A 21,062-nucleotide genomic window follows, 5' to 3' on the forward strand; every position below is an offset into this window, starting at 1 on the left:
GCGGAGCGCGCGGTCGACGGAGGGCGGGAACGGTGGACGGCGTCCTCGAGCACGTCTGGGTGGCCCTCGCCGGCTTCGGCGCCGGCCTGCTGACCTCGACCGTCGGCGTGGCGAGCCTGCTGAGCTTCCCGGTGCTCCTCGCCGTGGGCCTGCCGCCGGTGGTCGCGAACGTGTCGAACACCGTCGGGCTCGTCCCGGCCGGCGCCGGCGGTGCCGTCGGGTACCGCCGCGAGCTGGCCGTCCACCCCCGGCTGACCGCGCGCGTGATCGTGCTCTCCGCCCTCGGGGGCCTCGGCGGGGCGGCGCTGCTGCTCGCGCTCCCTTCGAGCGTCTTCGAGACGGTCGTGCCCTGGCTCATCCTCGGCACCTGCGTGCTGGTGGCCGCGCAGCCGCGGATCTCGGCGGCGCTGCGCGCCAGGCACGGTCCGGAGGAGCGCGCGCCGCGCCTGCGGCTCTCGGCCCCCACGACGGTGTTCGTCGTCCTCACCGGGGTGTACGGCGGCTACTTCGGTGCCGGGGCGGGCGTGATGATGATCGCGGTGCTGGCCCTCGGGCTGGACGTCGACCTCGGCGTCATCGCCGGCATCCGGACCACCTCCCTGATGGCCTCGAACATCGTCGCCGGGCTGGCCTTCACCGTCGTCGCCGACGTCGACTGGGCGGTCGTCGCCGTGCTGGCCCTCAGCTCGGTGGGTGGCGGCTACCTCGGCGCTCGGATCGCCCGGCGCCTCCCCGCGTCGGTGCTGCGTGCCGCCGTCCTGGTCGCCGGGGTCGTCGCGGCGGTCACGCTCCTCGCCTAGGGCCGGCCGGGCGCGTCACCGCCGGGCGAGGTCCTCCAGCGCGGCGAGGAGGCGGTCGACGTCCCCGGCCGAGGTGTACGCAGCCAGGCCGGCGCGCACGCCGCCGGCGTCGCCCAGGCCCGCGTGCCGCGACGCCTCGATCGCGTAGAAGTGTCCGGCCGGGGCGTTGACCCCCGCGGCGGCGAGGTGCCGGCTCACGTCGGCCGGCGCGTGCCCCTCCACCGTGAGCAGCACCGTCGGGGTGCGCCGGGCCGGGGCGCCGTGGAGCGCGACCCCGTCGATCGCGCGCAGCCCGCCGAGCAGCCGCTCGAGCAGCGCGGCCTCGTGGGCCTCGACGGCGCCCATGGAGGCGGTCAGCCGCTCGCGTCGGCTGCCGGTCCCGGGCTCGAGGCCGGCCATGAAGTCGACCGCGGCGGTGACGCCGGCCAGCAGCTCGTGGGGGAGCGTGCCGAGCTCGAACCGCTCGGGCACCGCGTCGGTCGACGGCAGCAGCTTGTCGGGGTGCAGGGTCTCCAGGAGGGCCGGGTCCGCGGCCAGGACGCCGAGGTGCGGGCCGAAGAACTTGTACGGCGAGCACACGAGCACGTCGGCCCCGAGGGCCACCCGGTCGACCGGCGCGTGCGGCGCCAGGTGCACCCCGTCGACGTGCACCAGCGCTCCGACCTGGTGCGCGGCGTCGGCCACGCGACGTACGTCGGGGCGGGTGCCGAGGAGGTTCGACGCGGCCGTGACCGCGACCACCCGCGTGCGCTCGGAGAGCAGGGGTGCGACGTCGTCGAGCTCGGCGGTCACCGGGTCGAAGCCCAGCCACCGCACGGTCGCGCCGGCGCGCTCGGCTGCGATGACCCAGGGCCGGATGTTCGCGTCGTGGTCGAGCCGGGTCACCACGACCTCGTCACCGGGGCCCCACGACCGGGAGAGCGTGCGGGCGAGGTCGAAGGTCAGCTGCGTCATCGAGCGGCCGAACACCGCGCCACGGGGGTCGGTGCCGAGCAGGTCCCCGACGGCCGCGGGGGCCTCGGCGACGACCCGCTCGGTGCGCCGCTCGGCCTCGGTGGTGGTGCCCCGGTTGCCCAGGCCGGCGGTCATCGCGCCCGCCACGGCCTCGGCCACCTGGCGCGGCACCTGCGAGCCGCCGGGCCCGTCGAAGTGGGCGACCCCGAGGTCGAGGGCGGGGAAGCAGGCACGGGTCCGGTCGACGTCCACGCGGCGATGCTGCCACCCCCGGCGTGGCGCCGGTTGCGGCGACCCGGAGGCGGGCACCGGAGCAGTCCAGCACGTCGAGGAGGGAGACCGAGATGAGCAAGCTGAACCAGGTGGTGAGCCGGGTGGCGGCCGGTGCGAGGCGGACGCCGCGGACCGGCGGGGCCGGCACGGGAGGCATCGGGACCGGGCGGCGCACGCCGGGCACCGGGCGCCGGCCGCAGGACGAGGCGGTCGGGCGCGGGGTCCGCGGCCTGCTGCGCCGCTTCCGCTAGGACGTCACGCCCCGTCAGGGACCCGGTCGGTGATTCGGCCGGGTCCCTCGCGTCTCCGTAGACTGCCCGCCCGTGGCTCTCACCATCGGCATCGTCGGTCTCCCCAACGCGGGCAAGTCCACCCTCTTCAACGCCCTGACCAAGAACGACGTGCTCGCGGCGAACTACCCGTTCGCCACGATCGAGCCGAACGTCGGGGTCGTGGGCGTGCCGGACGAGCGGCTGCCGGTGCTCGCCGAGATCTTCGGCAGCGCCAAGATCCTCCCGGCCACCGTGGAGTTCGTCGACATCGCCGGCATCGTCCGCGGTGCGTCCGAGGGCGAGGGCCTGGGCAACAAGTTCCTCTCCCACATCCGTGAGTCCGCGGCGATCTGCCAGGTCACGCGCGTCTTCCGCGACGAGGACGTCACCCACGTCGACGGCGAGGTCAACCCCGCCAACGACATCTCCACGATCCAGACCGAGCTCGTCCTCGCGGACCTGCAGACGGTCGAGAAGGCGATCCCGCGCCTGGAGAAGGAGGCGCGCGGCAACAAGTCCCTCGTGGCCAACCTCGACGCCGCCAAGGAGGCCCTCGGCCACTTGGAGGCCGGTACGCCGGTCATCGCCACCTCGGTGGACCGCGACCTCGTCCGCGAGCTCTCGCTGCTGACCGCCAAGCCGTTCATCTACGTGTTCAACTGCGACGCCGACGAGCTCGCCGACGAGGCGCTCAAGGACCGGATGCGCGAGATCGTCGCCCCGTCCGAGGCGATCTTCCTCGACGCCAAGTTCGAGTCCGAGCTGGTCGAGCTCGGCGACGACGACGAGGCGCGCGCGATGCTGGCCGAGATGGGCGTCGAGGAGCCCGGCCTCGACGTGCTCGCCCGCGTCGGCTTCGACACCCTCGGGCTGCAGACCTACCTGACCGCCGGCCCCAAGGAGACGCGGGCCTGGACGATCAAGAAGGGCGCGACCGCCCCCGAGGCCGCCGGCGTCATCCACACCGACTTCCAGCGCGGCTTCATCAAGGCCGAGATCGTCTCCTTCGCCGACCTCGTCGAGGCCGGCTCCATGCAGAAGGCCAAGGAGGCCGGCAAGGTCCGCATGGAGGGCAAGGACTACGTCATGGCCGACGGCGACGTGGTGGAGTTCCGCTTCAACGTCTGATCCCGTCCGTTTGGCGGGCACGCTCGCGGGGCAGGTCAGGAGGCGTGAGCGCCCCCTCCCGCCGTCAAGCAGCACTCGTCGCGCTCGCGGCCGTGGCCCTCTCCGGCCTGGCCGCCTGCTCCTCGGCGGACGCGGTGGACGTCGGCGACGTCGAGGCGTACACCAGCGGGACGCCCGCCGGCACCGAGGTCTCCGTCGTCGTGCCCGTCGGCACCCTCGAGGTGGTCGTGACCGAGCCCGCCGAGGAGATCGGCGAGCTGCGTGCGCCGGACGGGGGGAGCCTCGTCCGCGTGGCGACCCGGTTCCGGGACGGGCTGGGCCGCGCGGACGTGTGGGACCTCGCCGGCCGCGCGGGAGCCGCCCGCGCCGTCGAGCTCGCCCTCGGTGCCGGTGACCGCGACTACGGGCTGGGCGTGGTCCGTGACGGCGACGGCACGGACGCCGGTGGGTCCGTTCGGGCGCCGGAGGACCTCGTCGTGGCCGTCGACGGCACGCCCGAGGAGCTGGCCGACGGGCTGACCCTCGAGGTCGGCTACGACGGCCTCACCCAGACCGTGTCTGTGCCCGGTGGTGAGCGGACCGCCGGTCCCGCCGACGCGCTCTACGAGGACACCCCCGACCCGTCCTCGCTGCCGACCCAGGACTGCGAGCCGCGGCTGCGGCCCGCGGGCGCGACGGTGGCGGGCCTGCGCTGCGAGGTCGGTGCCGTCCGCGCGCTGCCCTACGTCCCCGACCTGGGCTGGGCCGCCGAGGGCACGGCGTGGCTCGTCGTGGGAGCGGGGTTCGAGCTGCCCGGCGCCGAGGTCGACGGCGCGACGTACGCCGTGGCGTCGGTCGACCTGGCGGTCGAGGCCGACGGGCAGGCGCCCGACCTCGTCCTCGACGCCGCGGAACGGGGTGGCCGCGTGAGCGGCCAGCACGTCTTCGCCGTCCCGGCGGACTCCCCGAGCGCCCGGATCTCGATGCGGGCGCGGGGCGAGCTGCGCCTGCAGCAGGGCGCCGGCGCGCCGGCCGCCCGGCAGCTGGTCGCGACGGCGAGCACCACGGTGGAGGTGCCCGACACCGCAGCGCAGTGACCGACCGGCGTACCACCCCCATCGTCTGATCCCCGCTCCCGGGGCGCACCTGCAGGAGGAACCATGGCTTACGAAGGCATCGAGGGCGTCGACCTGGTCGAGCTCGACATCATCTCCAAGGAACGGCTCCCCGCCGTGGCGGACGACTTCCGCTCGGCCGAGAGCCTGGTCCACGAGGGCTCGACGACGGCCTTCGAGCGGTCGGGGCCGATCGGCAACTACCCGCTGGGCCCGTCGGCCGAGTGGGGACGCCTCGCCGGGCTGCTCAACGCCGCGCTCGAGACCAGCATCGGCCACCTCGACGACACGTCCGCCGCCATCCAGGTCTTCCTGGCCGACATCCTCGCGCAGGACGAGGGTGCCCAGGAGCGGATGGACAGGGCCCGCGCCGAGATGGAAGGGGTGGACCACCCGTGAGCTACGAGGAGCTCCGCAGCCACGCGGAGGAGATCAAGCGCCTGGCCATCGAGAAGACGGTCGAGGAGATCGAGGACGCCCTCGACGGCGACCCGGACCAGGACACGGCCGTGGCGATCGTCCGGCGGCAGGCCGAGGAGACCTTCGCAGGCGTCGAGGCCATCTTCGACGACTGGACCGACCTCCCCGACCCGTGGCTGCTGGGCGGAGGCACGGGGAACATCGCCGCCGCGCTTCCGTTCCTGGCCTCGTCGAGCTACCTCGACGACGCCACCGCGAACGAGTGGGCCGGGGCCGCGGGCACCTCGCACAACATCAGCCAGATCGAGCCCACCGGTGCCTTCATGCAGGGCTGGACCAGCGGGACCTCGCTCAGCTACGCCAACTTCGCGAGCCTCTTCGGCCCGGTCACCTCGAACCTCTCGATGGCGGCCCACGTGCTCAAGGGCGCCTGCGAGGCGGAGGAGGCGTTGTGGACCGAGGCCCGCAAGTCGATCGACGAGCTGGCGCACGCGACGATCGACGCCCTGGGCAGCGTCAACGACAAGGACCCGAAGGGCGTCTCGACCGCCCTCACCGTGATCGGCGCCGTCGCCGGGATCGTGGCCGTCCCCTTCACCGCCGGCGGGAGCCTGGTGGCCGCCTACTCCTTCGCCGCCATCGCCGGCGGGCTCTCGATCGGCGGGGCGTTCGTCCCGGAGGCGGAGGAGACCGCCTCCTCGATCAGCGGCAGCTCGCCCCGGGAGATCGTCGAGTCGCTGCGTGCGGAGATGACCAAGCTCAACAACGACATCATCGCCAAGGAGGACGACATCGCCCGAGCGCTGAGCGACAGCGCCGACGACTTCGAGGCCGCCTACGCGCTGGAGCCCGGGCAGTCGCCGGTGAAGATGCCGCGGCCTTCGGTGGCCGACAACCCCACGTTCGGGGGTCGCGAGTGAGCGACGTGGCGACCAACGCCCGGCGGCTGGCCGACCGCATCGCGGACTCGGTGGTCACGGTCTCCATCCCCAGCGAGCGGGTCTTCGGGGAGGTGAGGGGGGAGCGACGGGTCAAGGTCTGGTTCGCGCCCGGTCACTACGCGCGGGTCGCTCCCGCACAACTGGAGCGGGAGCTCTCGACCCTCGCTCGGCTCCTCTTCGCCGCGGCCCTGCGCGAGCACGCCGTCGCGCAGAAGGAGGTCACCGGTCGCGTCTTCGAGCGGCGGATCCCGCTCGGCCGCCGCGACCGGGAGTACGCCGCGGCGCTCGAGTCGCTCGCCGCGGAGGGCACGTCCGACGACGGGTCGGTGACGGTGCGTGCGGTCGGCCAGCAGGGCTACACCGTCGGCATCGCACCCGGTGCGCTCGACCGGCTCCCCGAGGACTCCTTCCGCCACGCCTGCGCCCAGGCGGCCGAGTCGCTGCTGCGCGACACCGAGAAGCAGGCCGCCATCGCCCGCGTGCGGATCCACGAGCCGCTGCCCGGGTTCTCCCTGGACGACCTGCGTCCCGCGGGGCGGGCGGGGCACCGCTGACCCCTCGGTCCGCCGGACCGGCCTGGGCGTGACCCGCTGCCCGGTGGCGGTGCGTCGGTGTCGCACGTCCCGGGCGGGGTAGTCCGGCACGAGCGCGCCCGTCCCGTGGGTCGGAAGGGCCCCGGTGTGCCGGACTACCCCTTCGTCGGCCGCCGCACCGCTGACCGTTGTCACGCCGGGACGGCTGTGGCATCCTTCACAGCACGCGAACCGACCGAGCGGTCGGTCTGTCGAGATCCGGAGGCGACCTTGAGCCAGCCCGCTGCTGATCGTCACTCGTTGCTCGTGGAGGTCTACCGCCAGGTCGTGACCATCCGCTTCGCCGAGCTGCGCATCCGCGAGCACGTCGAGAAGGAGGGCTTCGGGGGCTTCTGGCACCCAGGCATCGGCCAGGAGGGCCTCCAGGTCGGCGCGGTGAGCGCCATGCAGGACGACGACTACCTCTACTACGCCCACCGCGGGCTCGGGTACGCCTACGCCAAGGGCATGGCGCTCGAGGCGCTCTTCGGCGACCTCCTCGGTCGGCGGACGGGCAGCACCGGGGGCAAGGGAGGCGGCACCGTCCACTTCGCCGACGCGTCCCGGCACGTGCTGGGCCAGGGCGGCACCCTCGGCTCCAGCTTCGTGATGGGTGCCGGCACCGCGGCGGCCTCCCAGCTGCTGGGCGACGGTCGGGTCACGGTCGTCTTCTTCGGCGACGGCGCCTCCGGGCGCGGGACCTGGCACGAGGCGGCCCTGCAGGCCTCGGTGTGGAAGCTGCCGGTCGTCTGGATCTGCGAGAACAACGGCTGGGCGCTCTCCGCCCGCTTCACCGAGCAGAGCCCGACCGAGCACGTCGCCGACCGCGCCGCGGCGTACGGCATGCCCGGGGTCGTCGTCGACGGCCAGGACGCGATGGCGGTGCACGACGTGACGTCGGAGGCCATCGACCGAGCCCGGCGGGGAGAGGGCCCGACGCTGGTCGAGGCCAAGACGCTCCGCATCCGGGGGCACTACGAGGGCGACAGACAGCCCTACCGGGACGACCCCGTGCTGGGCGACGAGATCCCCGACGACCCGGTGCACCGTCTCGGCGAGGACATCGCCGACGACGTCCGCCGCGGCATCGAGGCCGAGGCCCGGACCCTGGTCGAGCAGGCCTTCGACGCGGCGCTGGCGGCGCCGCGCGCGGACCGCTCGGTGATCTTCGAGGACGTGTGGGCATGACGACGACCGGCACCGCGACGACCGGCACCGCGACCAGCACCGAGACGGACCGCGTGATCGGCTACTCGCGAGCGATCAACGAGGCGCTCGCCGAGGAGATGCGGCGCGACGAGCGCGTCTGGATGATGGGCCAGGACATCGGCCGCCTCGGTGGCGTCTTCGGGCTCACCCGGGGCCTGCTCGAGGAGTTCGGCCCGCTGCGGGTCCGCGACACCGCCATCAACGAGACCTTCATCGTCGGCGGCGCCGCCGGCGCTGCGCTCGCCGGGACGGTCCCCGTCGTGGAGCTGCAGTTCGCGGACTTCCTGTTCACGGCGGCCGACGAGATCTTCCACAAGCTCGCGAAGTGGCGCTACATGCACGGCGGGCAGTTCACGATGCCGGTCGTCGTCCGGCTGCCCTCGGGCGTCGTGGGCGGCGCCGGCGCCGAGCACTCCCAGAGCCTGGAGACGATCGCGATGCACGTCGCGGGCCTCAAGGTCGCGGTGCCCGCCACTCCCGCGGACGCCAAGGGCCTGCTCAAGGCCGCCATCCGGGACCCCGACCCTGTGCTGTTCTTCGAGCACAAGGGCCTCTACCGGGTGAAGGGTCCGGTCCCGGAGTCCGACGAGCACGTGGTGCCGTTCGGCTCGGCCCGCATCGCGCGCCCGGGCGCCGACCTGACGGTCGTCGCGACCGGCCTGATGGTGGACCGCGCGGTCGCCGCCGCCGAGCAGCTGGCCCCCCGGGGCATCGACGTCGAGGTGATCGACCCGCGCACGCTCGTGCCGCTCGACATCGACACCATCGTCGCCTCGGTGGAGAGGACCCACCGCCTGCTCGTCGTCCACGAGGCCTCGCGCACCGCCGGCTTCGGGGCGGAGATCGCCGCACAGGTCCAGGAGCGGGCGTTCTTCGCCCTCGACGCGCCGGTGTGGCGGGTCTGCGGCACCGACACCCCGCTGCCCCAGGACCCCGAGCTGGAGCAGGCATGCATCCCGTCGACGGACGACATCGTCACCGCGGCGCTCGCGCTCGCGGCCATCTAGGAGCTCACCCATGGCGCACGTCCTGATGCCCCGGCTGGGCGTCTCGGTCACCGAGGGCACGGTCTCGACCTGGCTGAAGCAGGTCGGGGACCCGGTCGAGGTGGGGGAGCCGATCTGCGAGGTGGCGACCGACAAGGTCGACACCGAGATCGAGAGCACCGTCGCCGGCGTCCTCACCGAGCAGCTGTACGCCGTCGACGAGGTCGTCGCCGTCGGCGACCCGCTGGCCACCGTGGCGACCGCCGACGAGGCCCCGGCCGCCCCGCCTCCCGCGTCCGCGGCGCCGGCACCCGCCGAGCCGGCCCAGCCGCCCTCGATCGTCCCGGACCCCGCCACCTTCGGCGAGGCCCCGGCGCCGACCGACCCGGTGCCGACCGACCCGGCGCCGACCTCGCCGCCCGCCGCGGCCTCGGCGGTGCTGATGCCCCGGTTGGGCGTCTCGGTGACCGAGGGCACGGTCTCGACCTGGCTGAAGCAGGTCGGGGACCCGGTCGAGGTGGGGGAGCCGATCTGCGAGGTGGCGACCGACAAGGTCGACACCGAGATCGAGAGCACCGTCGCCGGCGTCCTCGCCGAGCAGCTGTACGCCGAGGGGGAGGTCGTCGCGGTCGGCGAGCCGCTGGCGACCGTGACCGCGGACGGCGCTGCGCCGGCGAGCGCGCCGGCTGCGGCCGTGCCGGCCGCGGCGCCGGTCGGCGCCGTCCCCGCTGCGCCCGCCGTCGGGGCTCCCGCGGTCGCTGCGCCGGCCGGGCCGACCGTCCCGGGCGAGCCGGCCCGGCTGCGCCCCGGCCCGTTCGACCACCACCAGGCGGTCCGGCGGACCCTCGACGCCATCGCGCGCTCGGGCCGCCCGCCGGCCTCCCCGGCCGCGCGGCGGCTGGCGGCGACGGCCGGGGTCGACCTCGCCGCGGTGGCCGGCAGCGGCGGGGCCGGGCACGTCACGCGCGACGACGTGCGTCGGCACGCCGCGCAGCCCGCCGCGGTCCCCGCCGTCGCCCCGGCCGCCGTGGAGACCGTCGCGGCGCCGGTCCCCGCGCCGACCGCCCCGGCGCCGGTCGGGCCGGACGGCCTCCCGGTCGGCTACGAGGACGTGCCGTACGACGCCGCGCCGACCAGCCGCATCCGGCGGGTGACCGCCGAGCACATGTCACGGTCGCGGCGCACGGCTGCGCACATGACCACCGAGGTCGACGTCGACCTCGGGCTGCTGACCGACGTCCGGGCCCGGCTCAACGCCCAGCGGGCCGCCCAGGGACGCTCGAAGCTGTCGTTCCTGCCCTTCGTCGCCCGGGCGACCTGCGCGGCGCTCCTCGACCACCCGGACCTCAACGCGACCTTCGAGACCGAGCGGCTGCTGCGCTGGGGCGAGGTGAACCTCGGCATCGCCGTCGACACCCCGCGGGGGCTCATGGTCCCGGTGCTGCGGGGTGCCGAGCAGATGACCGTGGAGTCGCTCGGTCAGGGCATCGCCGACCTCGCCGGCCGGCTGCGGGACGGCAGGCCGGGCCCCGACGACTTCCGGGCCGGGACCTTCACGATCTCGAACCCAGGCTCGGTGGGAGCGGTCTCGGCGCCCGCGATCATCAACCAGCCGCAGGTCGCGATCCTGGGGATGCCAACCATCCAGCGCCGCCCGTGGGTGGTCACGATGGCCGACGGGCAGGAGTCGATCGCGATCAGGCCGATCCTGCGGCTGGCGCTGACGTTCGACCACCGCGCGGTCGACGGAGCCGACGCCACCCGGTGCCTCGTCGACATCCGGCGGCGGCTCGAGGCGTGGGGCGTCGACGAGTACCGCTGACCCGCGACCGGGCGTGCGGCACGCCCCTCCGTCCACGGGACGAGGGGCGTGCCGCGGGCGCGGGAGTGCCCGGCGTCAGGCCGGCGGGGTCGCCCGCGCGGTCGGCGGCGGCAGCTGGTCGGTGCCCAGGCCGTAGACCAGGAAGTTCCAGAACTGGTACGCCAGCTCGCGCGAGCGCAGCCGGCCACCCGGCCGGTACCACTGGTAGGCCCAGTTGCACATGCCGAACGTCGCGAGCGCGGCCAGGTGGGCGTCGGCGGACCTGAAGACGCCGGACTCGATGCCGGCGGCGATCAGGTCCTCCACGATGCGCTCGTAGCGGTCCCGCTTCTCCTTGATCGGGCCCCGCGCCTCGGGCGGCAGCTCGCGGTGGTGCTCGAAGAACACGCGGACGTGGCCGCGGTGCGTCTCCATCAGCTCCAGGATGTCGGCCATCACCTCCAGCAGCAGCTGCTCGGGCCGCAGGCCGGTCTCCGCGCGCGCCTCGTGCCGCTCGATCAGCAGGTCGATGAACTCGCCGTGGATGGCGTGGAGGATGTCGTCCTTGCTCGGGAAGTAGTGGTACAGCGTCGGCTTGGCGACGCCGACGTCCTTCGCGATGTCGTCCATCGTCGTGTTGGAGTACCCGGACTGGTCGAACAGGCCGGCCGCTCTCGTCACGATCTGCTGACGTCGTTCGGTCGACGACATGCGGCGTCGGGCCGCTCTGTCCACTGTCTTCACGTGCGCGCGTCCTTCCGTGGCTGACGAGGTGTGACTGTAGTGCTCGTCAGCGCGACAACCGACCGGCTGGTCGGGAGATTCCCAATGACGGGTTCAGGTCGGCTCGCGGGTCGGTCACGCGTCGGTGACCGCCGGCGAGCCTCGGGCCATGGTTCCCGCAGGGGTCCGGGCGCGTCAAGCGGCGGTGGGCTTCGAAGATTTTGTGACCGGCGCCACGAGAACCCCTTGACAGTGTGATCGGGGTTACCTAGCGTCCCACCCAGCGAACCGACCGACGAGTCGGGTGGATCGAGGGGGCAACCGATGGATCGAGCAGTCGTCTCGTTCGGCACCGCGGCACGCGGCGCCGGCTCTGCGGTCCTGGTCGACCGGTCGTGCGGGCGGTGCTCGACCTGCCGGTCGGGTGCGGGGCTCTGGTGCTCGGCCCCGGTCGACCACGGGCGCGTCGTCGGACCCGACCTGCCGGCCGCGGCCGCCGAGCGGCTGCGCACGGCCGTGCTCGCCGCCGCCGCCCTCCTGGAGGCGCCGGCCGCACGCACGACGCTCGTCGTGACCGAGCCCGGGTCGCCGACCGCGGTGCTCGCCGATCGTCTGGTCGACGGCTTCGTGCTCGCCACGCCCTGTCTCACCGACGACGCCGTCCGGGCGCAGGTCGCCGGCCGCGAGCCGTCCGGGCGGGCCGCGGTCGTCGTGGCCGGGGCCGATGTCCGGTCGGCCGTCCGCGCCGTACGTCGCGGGGGGCACGTCTGCGTGCCGCCCGTGTCGCCCGTGTCGCCGACCGCGGGGCCGAGCCGGCCGAGCGTGACCGAGCTCGTCCAGCGCGAGGTCACCCTCCTGGCCCCCCGGCAGGTCACCGACGTGGTGGACCGGCTCGCCGCACCCGACTGGGGCGCGGCGATCGCCGTCGCCTGACGCGGCTCGACCGCGACGCCGGGCCGGACCGTCACCCCCCGCAGCAACCCCCGCAGCAGTCCCCGCAGCAACCCTCGCAGCAATCCCGCAGCGATCCCGAGCACAGGAGGAAACACATGGGCCGCACCGCAGATGGCAAGTGGTCGGACGAGTGGACCCCGCCGGTCTTCTCCGTCGACGCCAACGGCAAGGTCATCGGCTACGTCAACGACCGGACCCCGAACAACTGGGGGCGCTGGGGCGACCTCGACGAGAAGGGCACCGCGAACCTGCTCACCCCCGAGCGGGTGGCCGCGGCAGCCCGGCTCATCGAGACCGGGAAGGTCGTCAGCTGCGCGATCCCGCTGGACAGCACCGGCCCCGTCCACCCCACGCGGACCGGCGTCGTGCACCTCTACGGCTACACCGGCTCCGACTTCGTCGCCGGCACCAAGGCCGGGCAGGACTACCCCAACTTCCAGGGCACCGACGACTACATCTTCATGCCGCTGCAGGGCAGCACCCAGTGGGACGGCCTCTCCCACTTCTTCTACAAGGACACGATGTTCAACGGCTTCTGGATCGGCAACGTCGAGTCCTACGCCGGCGCCCGGCGCGGCTCGATCCACCAGATGAAGGACACCCTCGTCGGCCGTGGCGTCCTGCTCGACCTGCCCAAGCACAAGGGCCTCGACCGGCTGCAGCCGCAGTACGGCATCACGCCCGACGACCTCGACGCGTGCGCCGAGGCCCAGGGCGTGACGATCGGCGAGGGCGACATGCTCGTCATCCGCACCGGGCACGTGCCGTGGTACTACCAGCTCGAGGACAAGATGGAGTACTGGAAGGTCGGTGCTCCGGGCATCACGCGGGCCGTCGTGGACTGGCTGGCCGAGAAGGACGTCGCGTCCCTCGCGATGGACAACATCGCCGTCGAGGTCGAGCCGCACGAGGAGCCGTTCGAGCACGTCTACCCGCTCCACGCGCGCCTGATCCGCGACCTCGGCCTCACCCTCGGCGAGGTGTGGTGGCTCGAGGACCTCGCCGCGACCTGTGCCGAGCTCGGCCGCTACGAGTTCTTCCTCTCCGCGCCGCCGCTGAACGTCACCAACGCGTCCGGCTCCCCGGCGAACCCCGTCGCGGTCTTCTGAGCCGCCGCCCGGGCCGGGCCGGTCTCCCGCCGGCCCGACCCGGTGCCCGACCCCGTGCCCGACCCCCTCCGCACCCCGAACCTCTCCCGGACCGCCTGCACACCTGAGGAACAGCGCATGCACACCACGCACCACGACAGCGGGCTCTCCCGCAGCCGCCGGCTCGTCCTCGGCGAGATCCTGGCGCGCAACGCCCGTCGGGCGCCGGCGCGGACGGCGGTCGTCTTCGAGGACGCCTCGCTGACCTTCGCCGAGCTCGACGAGCGGACCAACCGGCTCGCGAACGCCCTGGCCGACCGGGGCGTCGGCCACGGCGACAAGGTCGCGGTGCTGATGTACAACCGGCTCGAGGTCGTCGAGTCCTTCTTCGCCTGCCAGAAGCTCGGCGCCTGCCCGGTGCCGGTGAACTTCCGCCTGGCGCCCAGCGAGCTGGCCTACGTCCTCGAGGACTCCGACGCCGTCGCGCTGCTCACCGACGGCGAGCTCACCGCGCTCGCGCTGGAGTCGACCGCCGGCCTGGACGCCGTCCGGCTGGTCGCGACGACCGGTGCACCGGAGGGGCGCGCGGAGTCCTACGAGGAGCTGCTCGCGAGCGGGTCGGCCGCTGCGCCGGACGTCGACGTGGCCGAGGAGGACCTCGCGTTCCTCATGTACACCTCCGGCACGACCGGCCGCCCCAAGGGCGCGATGCTGACCCACCAGAACCTGCTCAGCAACACCGTCAACTGGATCCTCGAGATGGAGGCCCGCCCCGGGGACAGCTGGCTCTCGGGCCTGCCGCTCTTCCACATCGGCGGCGTCAACGGCCTGCTGCCGTTCATCTACCTGGCGGGCACCTGCATCATCACCCCCTCCACCGGGTTCGACCCGGAGGAGTCGCTGCGGCTCCTCGAGCGGCACCGGCCGTCGATGTGCTACTTCGTGCCCACCCAGTGGCAGCAGATCTGCGAGCTGCCCCGGGCGCGCGAGATCGACACCTCCAACCTGCGCCGCGCGCTGTGGGGCGCCTCGCAGGCGCCGCCGAGCACGCTCGAGCTGCTCGTCGCGACGTTCCCCACCGTCGGCATCGTCAACGCCTTCGGGCAGACCGAGATGTCGTCCAACACCTGCTTCCTCAAGGCCGACGACGCCGTGCGCAAGATGGGCTCGGTCGGGCTGCCGGCCGTCAACGTCGAGGTCCGCATCGTCGACGAGGTGGGCCGCGACGTCGCCCGCGGCGAGGTCGGCGAGATCGTCTACCGCGGCCCGACGGTGATGAAGGGCTACTACAAGCTGCCCGAGGCGACGGCCGATGCGTTCCGCGGCGGGTGGTTCCACAGCGGGGACCTCGTCCGGCAGGACGACGAGGGCTTCATCTACGTGGTCGACCGGGTCAAGGACATGATCATCAGCGGCGGCGAGAACATCTACCCCGCCGAGGTCGAGCGCGCGGTCGAGCGGCACCCCGCCGTACGGGAGGTCGCCGTCGTCGGCGTGCCGCACCCGCGGTGGGTAGAGACGCCGGTCGCGGTGGTGGTGTCCAAGGACGAGGAGCGTCCGCCCGCCGAGGAGGTCCTGGAGTTCCTGCGCGCCGACCTCGCGTCGTACAAGAAGCCCTCGGCGGTCGTGTACGTCGACGAGCTGCCCCGCAACGCCTCGGGCAAGGTCCTCAAGCGGACCCTGCGGGACAGCTACTGGGAGCTGTTCGCGGCGACGGGGCAGACCGAGTGAGCACGCCGCCGGTCGCGACCCGCACCGACGCCCGCGGGATCCGCCACTACGACGTGCCGCTGCCGGCCGACCTGGTGGACATGCTGCGACGGACGGTCGCCGCGCGCGGCGACCACCCTGCGTTCCTGGTGCCCGGGGGAGCCGCGACCTGGGCGGAGGTCGGCGCGGAGACCGACGGCCTGGCCCGCCGGATGCGCGGCGCCGGGGTCGACGAGGGGGACCGGGTGGCCGTCCTGGCCGGCAACGGGCTGCCGTTCACCGTCGCCGTGCTGGCGACGTGGACCGCCGGCGCGATCGCCGTCCCGCTCAACCACCGGCTGACGCCGACGGACCTCGCCGCGCTGCTGCAGGACAGCGGGGCGCGCCTGCTCCTGGTCGGCGACGGCCTGGAGGACGCCGCGGCGCGGGCGGTCGCGGCCGCCGGGACCGGTGAGGTGCGGGTCGAGAGCACCGACGGCGACGGCCGCTTCCTGGCGGGCCGGCCGGCCGGGGACCTCCCCGCCGCCACGCCCGGCACGGACGCGCCCGCGGCGGTGATGTACACCTCCGGCACCACCGGTCGGCCCAAGGGCGTGGTCATCAGCCACGGCAACGCGCTCCAGAACGCCGTCACCTGCACGACCGTGATCGGGCGGCGCCCCGAGGACGTCGAGCTGGTGATGGTCCCGCAGTTCAACATCACCGGTCTCTGCTCCCAGACGGTCCCGGTGGTCCTGCTCGGCGCCACGGCGTACCTCCTCGACGGCTTCGAGGCCGGCCGGGCCCTCGACGCGGCCCGCGACCACGCCTGCACCTCCACCGTGGGTGCCCCCACGATGTGGTGGCGGCTGCTCGAGCGCGCCGCCGAGCGGGACGACGACGCGCTGGCCGGCCTCCGGCTGGCCCTCTTCGGGGGCGCGCCGATGCCGACCGCCTTGCTGCAGCGGATGCGCGCGGCCATGCCGCTGGCGACCCTCGGCAACGGCTTCGGGATGACCGAGACCTGCTCGATGATCACCTACGTCGGCGGGGAGGACGCCGTGCGGATGCCGCACAGCGTCGGCCGGCCACTGCCCCTCACCGAGCTGCGGCTGCGCCGGCCGGGCACCGACGAGGACGCCGGACCCGACGAGATCGGCGAGATCGTCGTCCGCGGCGGCCAGGTCGCCCTCGGCTACTGGGGCGCCGACGGCCCGACGCCGCTCACCGACGAGGACGGCTGGATCTCCACCGGCGACGCAGCGGTGCTCGAGGACGGCTTCGTGGTCCTGCGAGACCGGCTCAAGGACGTCATCAAGCGGGGCGGGGAGTCCGTCTTCAGCTTCGAGGTCGAGAACGTCCTCCACCAGCACCCGGGAGTCCTCGACGCCGCCGTCGTCGGCGTCCCGGACGAGCAGTACGGCGAACGCGTGGTGGCCCACGTCGTCGCCAAGCCGGGATCGGACCTCACACCCGACGAGCTCCGTTCCTTCTGCCGCGACCACCTCGCCCACTTCAAGGTGCCCGCGACGGTCGAGATCCGCGACGAGCTGCCGCGCAACCCCGGCGGCAAGGTCGTGAAGTCCCAGCTCCGCGGCGCCGACGCATGACCGCCCGGCGCCCCACCCACACCACCACCTCCTGGACCCAGTTCCACCTTGCCCTGAAGGAGCACGGAATGAAGCGCACCCTCCGCCTGACGGCGGCCGCCCTCGCGGTCTCCCTCTCGCTCGTCGGCTGTTCCATGGACAGCGACGACGAGCCGAGCAGCAACAACACCGGCAACAGCGACGGCGACAGCGGGAGCAGCGGCGAGGCCGGGGGCCCGGTCGAGGACCTCTCCGTCGGCTTCGTCGCGGTCAACCTCAACTCCCCGAGCATCAACGGCATCAAGGACCAGTTCGTCGAGGCCGCCGAGGAGAAGGGCTGGTCGGTCGAGGTCTTCGACGGCCAGGGGGACCAGGCCGCCACGAACAACGCCGCCAGCGACCTGATCAGCCGCGGCGTCGACGTCATCGTCAACAACTCCTCGCCCAACGCCCAGATGACCGGCGTGATGAAGGAGGCCGACGCGGCGGGCATCCCGTTCGTCTCGATCTACGGCGGCTTCGTCGAGGGCGTGGACGCCGAGATCGGCACCAACGAGTTCATCAACAGCGCGCTGATGACCGCCGAGATGGCCAACCGCCTCGAGGGCAAGGGCCGCGTCGTGAAGCTGAACTGGACCGTGCTCCAGGCCCTGCGCGACCGGGACGCCGGCTTCAACGCCGTCATGAGCGAGAACCCCGACATCGAGGTGGTCCGGGAGATCGAGGTCAAGGTGCCGGGCCAGGTCGACGACACCTACGCCCAGCTGACCAACCTGCTGCAGTCGGACAAGGACATCGACGCGATCTGGCTGGGCTGGGACGAGCTGGCCCCGCCGGCCGTGCGCGCGATCAAGGAGGCCGGGCTGGAGGACAAGGTCTTCGCGGTCGGCTTCGACGGCAACTCCTTCGCCTGGGACCTGATCCGGGAGGGCTCGCCGTACAAGATGGAGCCGGCGAACCCCTTCCCGCTCATGGGCGCCAAGGCGGTCGAGACCATCGAGACGATCGTCGGCGGCGGCACGCTGCCCAGCAAGGTCGTCTACATGAAGCCGTGCCTCGTCAACGAGGAGACGGTGCCGGCCGAGGGCGAGGAGCCCGACTGGGAGAACTGCGCCTTCTTCCCCGGCGACATCTGAGCCGGCCGACCCATCCACCACAGGCGACAGGCAGCTGACGTGACGACACAGCACGAGCCGGGGCGGGACCCTGCCGCCCGCCCCGGCCCGCTCCTGACGGTCCGCGACGCGGTCAAGGACTACCCGGGCACGCGGGCGCTCGACCACATGGACTTCTCCCTCGACGCCGGTGAGGTGCACGCCCTCCTCGGCGAGAACGGTGCGGGCAAGTCCACCCTCATCAAGGCCCTGGCCGGGGCCATCCAGCTGACGTCGGGGACCGTCGAGATCGACGGCGCCGAGGTCGACGTGCGGAGCCCGCAGCGGGCCCAGGCCCTCGGGGTCTCGGTGGTGCACCAGCACGGCAACCTCGTGCCGGAGCTCTCGGTCACCGAGAACGTCCTGATGGTCGAGGGACTCGGCCGCCGCGCCGGCGTCCTCGTCGACTGGCGCCGGGCCCACCGGCGCACCCGCGAGCTGCTGGACCGGGTGGGCCTGCCCGACCTCGACCCGCACCGGGAGGTCAACAGCCTCGGGCCGCACCAGCAGGCGATGGTCGCGGTGGCCAAGGCGCTGGCGAGCAACGCGCGCGTCATCATCCTCGACGAGCCGACGACGTCGCTGCAGCCCGCGGAGGTCGACACCCTCTTCGCCCAGATGCGCCGGCTGGCCGAGGAGGGGATCGGGTTCGTCTTCGTCACCCACCGGCTCAACGAGGTCTTCAAGGTCTGCGACCGGATCACCGTCATGCGCGACGGCGGCCTGGTCGGCACGTGGCCGGCCGCCGAGCTCGACCACGACCGCCTCGTCGACCAGCTCGTCGGAGCGGAGAAGGCGATCGCCCACGAGGCGTTCACCGCGACCGCGCCACCGCGCGAGGTGGTCCTGGAGGTGCGCGACCTGCGCGGGGACGTCCTGCGCGGTGTCGACCTCCGGGCACGTGCGGGCGAGGTGGTCGGCATCGCCAGCCTGCCCGGGGAGGGCGCCGGGGAGGTCGTGGAGTCGTTGTACGGCATCCGCCGCTCCCAGGGCGACGTCCTCGTCGAGGGCACGGTGCGCCGGATCCGCAGCCCGCAGCAGGCGGTCGCGGCGGGGATGGCGCTCGTGCCGCGGGACCGCCTCGCGCAGGGGCTGGTCAGCGAGCTGTCGGTCCGGGAGAACGCCACGCTGGCGTCCACGGCGTCGTACCGCACCGACCCCGTCCTGCGCATCATGCGCCGGGGCCGGGAGCGCAGCGAGGTCGCGGAGGTCATGGCCCAGCTCAGCCTGAAGAGCGGCGGGCTCGAGACCGAGGTCCGCACGCTCTCGGGCGGCAACCAGCAGAAGGTCGTCATCGGCCGGTGGCTGCTGCGGCGGGCCAAGGTCTACCTGCTGGACTCGCCCACCGCCGCGGTGGACGTCCACACCAAGGCCGAGATCTACGGCCTGGCCCGCAGCCTCGCCGACGGCGGCGCGGCGGTGGTCTTCACCTCCACCGAGCTCGAGGAGTTCGTCCGCGTCTGCGACCGGGTCCTCGTGCTCCACGACGGAGCGGTCGTCGGCGAGCTCGCCGGCGACGACATCACCGTCAACTCGATCATGCGACTGTCCTTCGGGAGGAAGAGTGTCTAGCTCAGCAGCAGTGGCCGAGTCGCCCCGCGCGACCGGCCCCCGGCGGGAGACGACGACGAGCGACAAGCTCATCGACGTCGTCAGCCGCTACGGAACCATCGCCAGCCTGGTGGCGTGCATCGCGATCTTCAGCCTGCTGAAGCCCGACGTCTTCGCGACCAGCCAGAACTTCTTCAACATCCTCAACCAGGTCTCGATCCTCGGCATCATCGCGCTCGGCCTCACCGTCGCGCTGGTCCAGGGCCTCTTCGACCTCAGCCTGGCCGGCATGGCCACCCTGGGCGGGTTCCTCGCCTGCAAGTGGCTCTCCGAGGGGACGATCGGCAGCCCGGTCCTCGCGGTGGTCGCGGTCATGGCGCTGGCGCTGGTGATCGGCGCCTTCAACGGCGTGGTCGTGGCGTACGGCGGCGTGTCGGCGTTCATCGTCACCCTCGCCGTCGGCTCGATCCTGACCGGCGTCGTGCTGGGCGTCTCGGACTCCCAGACCATCCTCTCCGGCATCCCCGACGGGTTCCTCGTCATGGGCCAGGGCGAGATCGGGCCGGTCCCGGCGCCGGTCGTCTTCCTCGCCGTGGTGGCCGTCGTCCTCTACGTCTTCCTCGAGCAGACCCAGCTCGGGCGCCACATGTACGCCATCGGCGGCAACGCCGAGACCGCGCGCCTCTCGGGCATCCCCGTCCGCCGCTACGCCCTCCTGGCGCTGGGCATCTCCGCGGCCTGCGCCGCGCTCGGCGGCATGATCGTGGCCGCGAACCTCGGCGTCGGCCGCCCGCAGGGCGTCGGGGACACCTACCTCCTCGACTCCTTCGCCGCCGCGTTCATCGGGGCGTCGACGCTGCGGCCCGGCCGCTTCCACATCCTCGGCACGGTCATCGGCGTGCTCCTCATCGGCGTCATCAACAACGGGCTGTCGATCATGGGCGTCGAGACGTTCTGGCAGTACGCCGTCCGCGGCATCATCCTGCTGCTCGCCGTCTTCGCCGCCAGCTTCCTGGTGATGAGGCGCCGATGAGCCAGCAGCGGCCCCGCGTCGTCGTCGTCGCCGGCGGCGCCCGCGCCGGCGGCATGGGACGGGCCATCGCGGAGTCGTTCCTCCGGCAGGGGGACACCCTGGTGCTCTCCGACGTGGGGGCGCCCCTGGCCAGCCACCCCGACTACGAGGTGGCGCCGCCCGACCACCTGGCGACGGCCGCTGCGGAGCTGTCCGCGCTGGGACCGGTGACCGCCCAGCCGTGCGACGTGACGAGCGAGGAGCAGGTCCGCGCGCTCTTCGACGCCGCGGTCGCCGAGCACGGGCGGGTCGACGTGCTGGTCAACTGCGCCGGGCTCGCCATCGGCCTGTCGCCGGTCACCGAGCTCTCGCTCGCGGACTGGCGGGTCAACCTCGAGGTGATGGCGACCGGAGCCTTCCTCTGCGCCCGCGAGGCCGCCCGGCGGATGGTGCCGCAGGGCAGCGGACGCATCATCACCATCGCCTCCCAGGCCGGGAAGACCGGCCAGCCGCTGCTCGCGGCGTACTCCGCCGCGAAGTTCGCCGTCATCGGGCTGACCCAGTCGATGGCCGCGGAGCTCGGCGAGCACGGCGTCACCGTCAACGCGATCTGCCCGGGCACCATCGACACCCCGCTGCTGGCGGTCCGGGGCGGCGTCTACGAGACGTTCTCCGGCGCGGCCGGCCGCACCGAGGAGGACTATCGCCGCCGGCTGGCCCGGCAGATCCCGGCCCGCCGGTTCGGGACGCCCGAGGACGTCGCCGCCGCAGCGCTCTACCTCGCCTCCGACGGCGCGTCGTTCGTCACCGGCGAGGCGCTCAACGTCACCGGTGGACAGGAGATGCACTGAG

At 73.4% G+C, this 21,062-nt stretch carries 20 protein-coding genes; 18 read left to right on the top strand and 2 right to left on the bottom strand.

Annotated features, from left to right (window positions below):
- The first annotated feature begins 32 nt into the window (after positions 1–32).
- Positions 33–800 (top strand): sulfite exporter TauE/SafE family protein, encoded by a 768-nt coding sequence (locus OSR43_RS05010; RefSeq protein ID WP_302269977.1) that lies wholly within the window; start codon positions 33–35, stop codon positions 798–800.
- Between the two features lie 15 nt (positions 801–815).
- Here the strand turns inward: OSR43_RS05010 and OSR43_RS05015 are convergent, their stop codons facing one another.
- On the bottom strand, positions 816–2,006 hold the full coding sequence (locus OSR43_RS05015; RefSeq protein ID WP_302269978.1) for a cysteine desulfurase-like protein: 1,191 nt from the start codon (positions 2,004–2,006) through the stop codon (positions 816–818).
- Between the two features lie 92 nt (positions 2,007–2,098).
- On the opposite strand from OSR43_RS05015, the gene OSR43_RS05020 reads away from it, so the two are divergent.
- The 9 genes from OSR43_RS05020 to sucB all read left to right on the top strand — a co-directional run bounded on the left by OSR43_RS05020 (position 2,099) and on the right by sucB (position 10,471).
- On the top strand, positions 2,099–2,278 hold the full coding sequence (locus tag OSR43_RS05020; protein WP_302269979.1) for a hypothetical protein: 180 nt from the start codon (positions 2,099–2,101) through the stop codon (positions 2,276–2,278).
- A 72-nt stretch (positions 2,279–2,350) separates the two neighbouring features.
- Complete coding sequence (gene ychF / locus OSR43_RS05025) at positions 2,351–3,427, top strand: redox-regulated ATPase YchF (protein WP_302269980.1); 1,077 nt, start codon at positions 2,351–2,353, stop codon at positions 3,425–3,427.
- A 44-nt stretch (positions 3,428–3,471) separates the two neighbouring features.
- Complete coding sequence (locus OSR43_RS05030) at positions 3,472–4,503, top strand: hypothetical protein (RefSeq protein WP_302269981.1); 1,032 nt, start codon at positions 3,472–3,474, stop codon at positions 4,501–4,503.
- A gap of 63 nt (positions 4,504–4,566) precedes the next feature.
- On the top strand, positions 4,567–4,920 hold the full coding sequence (locus OSR43_RS05035) for a hypothetical protein (protein ID WP_302269982.1): 354 nt from the start codon (positions 4,567–4,569) through the stop codon (positions 4,918–4,920).
- Entirely contained in the window at positions 4,917–5,861 is a 945-nt protein-coding gene (locus OSR43_RS05040; protein WP_302269983.1) for a hypothetical protein, read from the top strand. Before OSR43_RS05035 ends, OSR43_RS05040 begins: the two co-directional genes overlap by 4 nt.
- A complete protein-coding gene (locus OSR43_RS05045; protein WP_302269984.1) occupies positions 5,858–6,436 on the top strand; it encodes a hypothetical protein in 579 nt (192 codons plus the stop codon). Before OSR43_RS05040 ends, OSR43_RS05045 begins: the two co-directional genes overlap by 4 nt.
- A 285-nt stretch (positions 6,437–6,721) precedes the next feature.
- On the top strand, positions 6,722–7,642 hold the full coding sequence (locus OSR43_RS05050; RefSeq protein ID WP_302271580.1) for a thiamine pyrophosphate-dependent dehydrogenase E1 component subunit alpha: 921 nt from the start codon (positions 6,722–6,724) through the stop codon (positions 7,640–7,642).
- Positions 7,639–8,670 (top strand): alpha-ketoacid dehydrogenase subunit beta, encoded by a 1,032-nt coding sequence (locus OSR43_RS05055; protein WP_302269985.1) that lies wholly within the window; start codon positions 7,639–7,641, stop codon positions 8,668–8,670. The genes OSR43_RS05050 and OSR43_RS05055 overlap by 4 nt, the downstream gene beginning before the upstream one ends.
- A gap of 10 nt (positions 8,671–8,680) precedes the next feature.
- Positions 8,681–10,471 (top strand): 2-oxoglutarate dehydrogenase, E2 component, dihydrolipoamide succinyltransferase, encoded by a 1,791-nt coding sequence (sucB, locus tag OSR43_RS05060; protein WP_302269986.1) that lies wholly within the window; start codon positions 8,681–8,683, stop codon positions 10,469–10,471.
- Between the two features lie 75 nt (positions 10,472–10,546).
- On the opposite strand, the gene OSR43_RS05065 is transcribed toward sucB, so the two are convergent.
- Positions 10,547–11,131: a TetR/AcrR family transcriptional regulator gene (locus tag OSR43_RS05065; RefSeq protein WP_302269988.1), complete on the bottom strand. Its 585-nt coding sequence runs from the start codon at positions 11,129–11,131 to the stop codon at positions 10,547–10,549.
- 366 nt (positions 11,132–11,497) lie between these two features.
- Here OSR43_RS05065 and OSR43_RS05070 point away from each other — a divergent pair, with 366 nt between their 5' ends.
- The 8 genes from OSR43_RS05070 to OSR43_RS05105 all read left to right on the top strand — a co-directional run bounded on the left by OSR43_RS05070 (position 11,498) and on the right by OSR43_RS05105 (position 21,061).
- The gene (locus OSR43_RS05070) at positions 11,498–12,106 is read left to right on the top strand and encodes a hypothetical protein (RefSeq protein WP_302269989.1); all 609 of its coding nucleotides are present in this window, start codon (positions 11,498–11,500) and stop codon (positions 12,104–12,106) included.
- 116 nt (positions 12,107–12,222) lie between these two features.
- Positions 12,223–13,236, top strand: coding sequence for a cyclase family protein (locus OSR43_RS05075; protein WP_302269990.1), 1,014 nt, complete (start codon positions 12,223–12,225; stop codon positions 13,234–13,236).
- 117 nt (positions 13,237–13,353) lie between these two features.
- Positions 13,354–14,946 (top strand): long-chain fatty acid--CoA ligase, encoded by a 1,593-nt coding sequence (locus OSR43_RS05080; RefSeq protein WP_302269991.1) that lies wholly within the window; start codon positions 13,354–13,356, stop codon positions 14,944–14,946.
- Positions 14,943–16,514: a class I adenylate-forming enzyme family protein gene (locus tag OSR43_RS05085; protein WP_302269993.1), complete on the top strand. Its 1,572-nt coding sequence runs from the start codon at positions 14,943–14,945 to the stop codon at positions 16,512–16,514. The genes OSR43_RS05080 and OSR43_RS05085 overlap by 4 nt, the downstream gene beginning before the upstream one ends.
- A 68-nt stretch (positions 16,515–16,582) precedes the next feature.
- Positions 16,583–17,629: a sugar ABC transporter substrate-binding protein gene (locus OSR43_RS05090; RefSeq protein ID WP_302269994.1), complete on the top strand. Its 1,047-nt coding sequence runs from the start codon at positions 16,583–16,585 to the stop codon at positions 17,627–17,629.
- A 39-nt stretch (positions 17,630–17,668) separates the two neighbouring features.
- Entirely contained in the window at positions 17,669–19,219 is a 1,551-nt protein-coding gene (locus tag OSR43_RS05095; RefSeq protein WP_302269995.1) for a sugar ABC transporter ATP-binding protein, read from the top strand.
- Positions 19,220–19,229: 10 nt separating this feature from the next.
- On the top strand, positions 19,230–20,231 hold the full coding sequence (locus tag OSR43_RS05100) for an ABC transporter permease (protein WP_302269997.1): 1,002 nt from the start codon (positions 19,230–19,232) through the stop codon (positions 20,229–20,231).
- Positions 20,228–21,061: an SDR family NAD(P)-dependent oxidoreductase gene (locus OSR43_RS05105; protein ID WP_302269999.1), complete on the top strand. Its 834-nt coding sequence runs from the start codon at positions 20,228–20,230 to the stop codon at positions 21,059–21,061. Before OSR43_RS05100 ends, OSR43_RS05105 begins: the two co-directional genes overlap by 4 nt.
- The last annotated feature ends 1 nt before the right edge of the window (position 21,062 follow it).

It is taken from the genome of Nocardioides sp. Arc9.136, assembly GCF_030506255.1.
In the GTDB taxonomy this organism is placed as follows: Bacteria; Actinomycetota; Actinomycetes; order Propionibacteriales; family Nocardioidaceae; genus Nocardioides.

Bases quoted from the DNA above. Each gene is read 5' to 3' on its own strand.
- OSR43_RS05105 (WP_302269999.1), top strand. From the start codon at position 20,228: ATGAGCCAGCAGCGGCCCCGCGTCGTCGTCGTCGCCGGCGGCGCCCGC.
- sucB (WP_302269986.1), top strand. From the start codon at position 8,681: ATGGCGCACGTCCTGATGCCCCGGCTGGGCGTCTCGGTCACCGAGGGC.
- OSR43_RS05075 (WP_302269990.1), top strand. From the start codon at position 12,223: ATGGGCCGCACCGCAGATGGCAAGTGGTCGGACGAGTGGACCCCGCCG.
- OSR43_RS05055 (WP_302269985.1), top strand. From the start codon at position 7,639: ATGACGACGACCGGCACCGCGACGACCGGCACCGCGACCAGCACCGAG.
- OSR43_RS05035 (WP_302269982.1), top strand. From the start codon at position 4,567: ATGGCTTACGAAGGCATCGAGGGCGTCGACCTGGTCGAGCTCGACATC.
- OSR43_RS05070 (WP_302269989.1), top strand. From the start codon at position 11,498: ATGGATCGAGCAGTCGTCTCGTTCGGCACCGCGGCACGCGGCGCCGGC.
- OSR43_RS05080 (WP_302269991.1), top strand. From the start codon at position 13,354: ATGCACACCACGCACCACGACAGCGGGCTCTCCCGCAGCCGCCGGCTC.
- OSR43_RS05020 (WP_302269979.1), top strand. From the start codon at position 2,099: ATGAGCAAGCTGAACCAGGTGGTGAGCCGGGTGGCGGCCGGTGCGAGG.
- OSR43_RS05090 (WP_302269994.1), top strand. From the start codon at position 16,583: ATGAAGCGCACCCTCCGCCTGACGGCGGCCGCCCTCGCGGTCTCCCTC.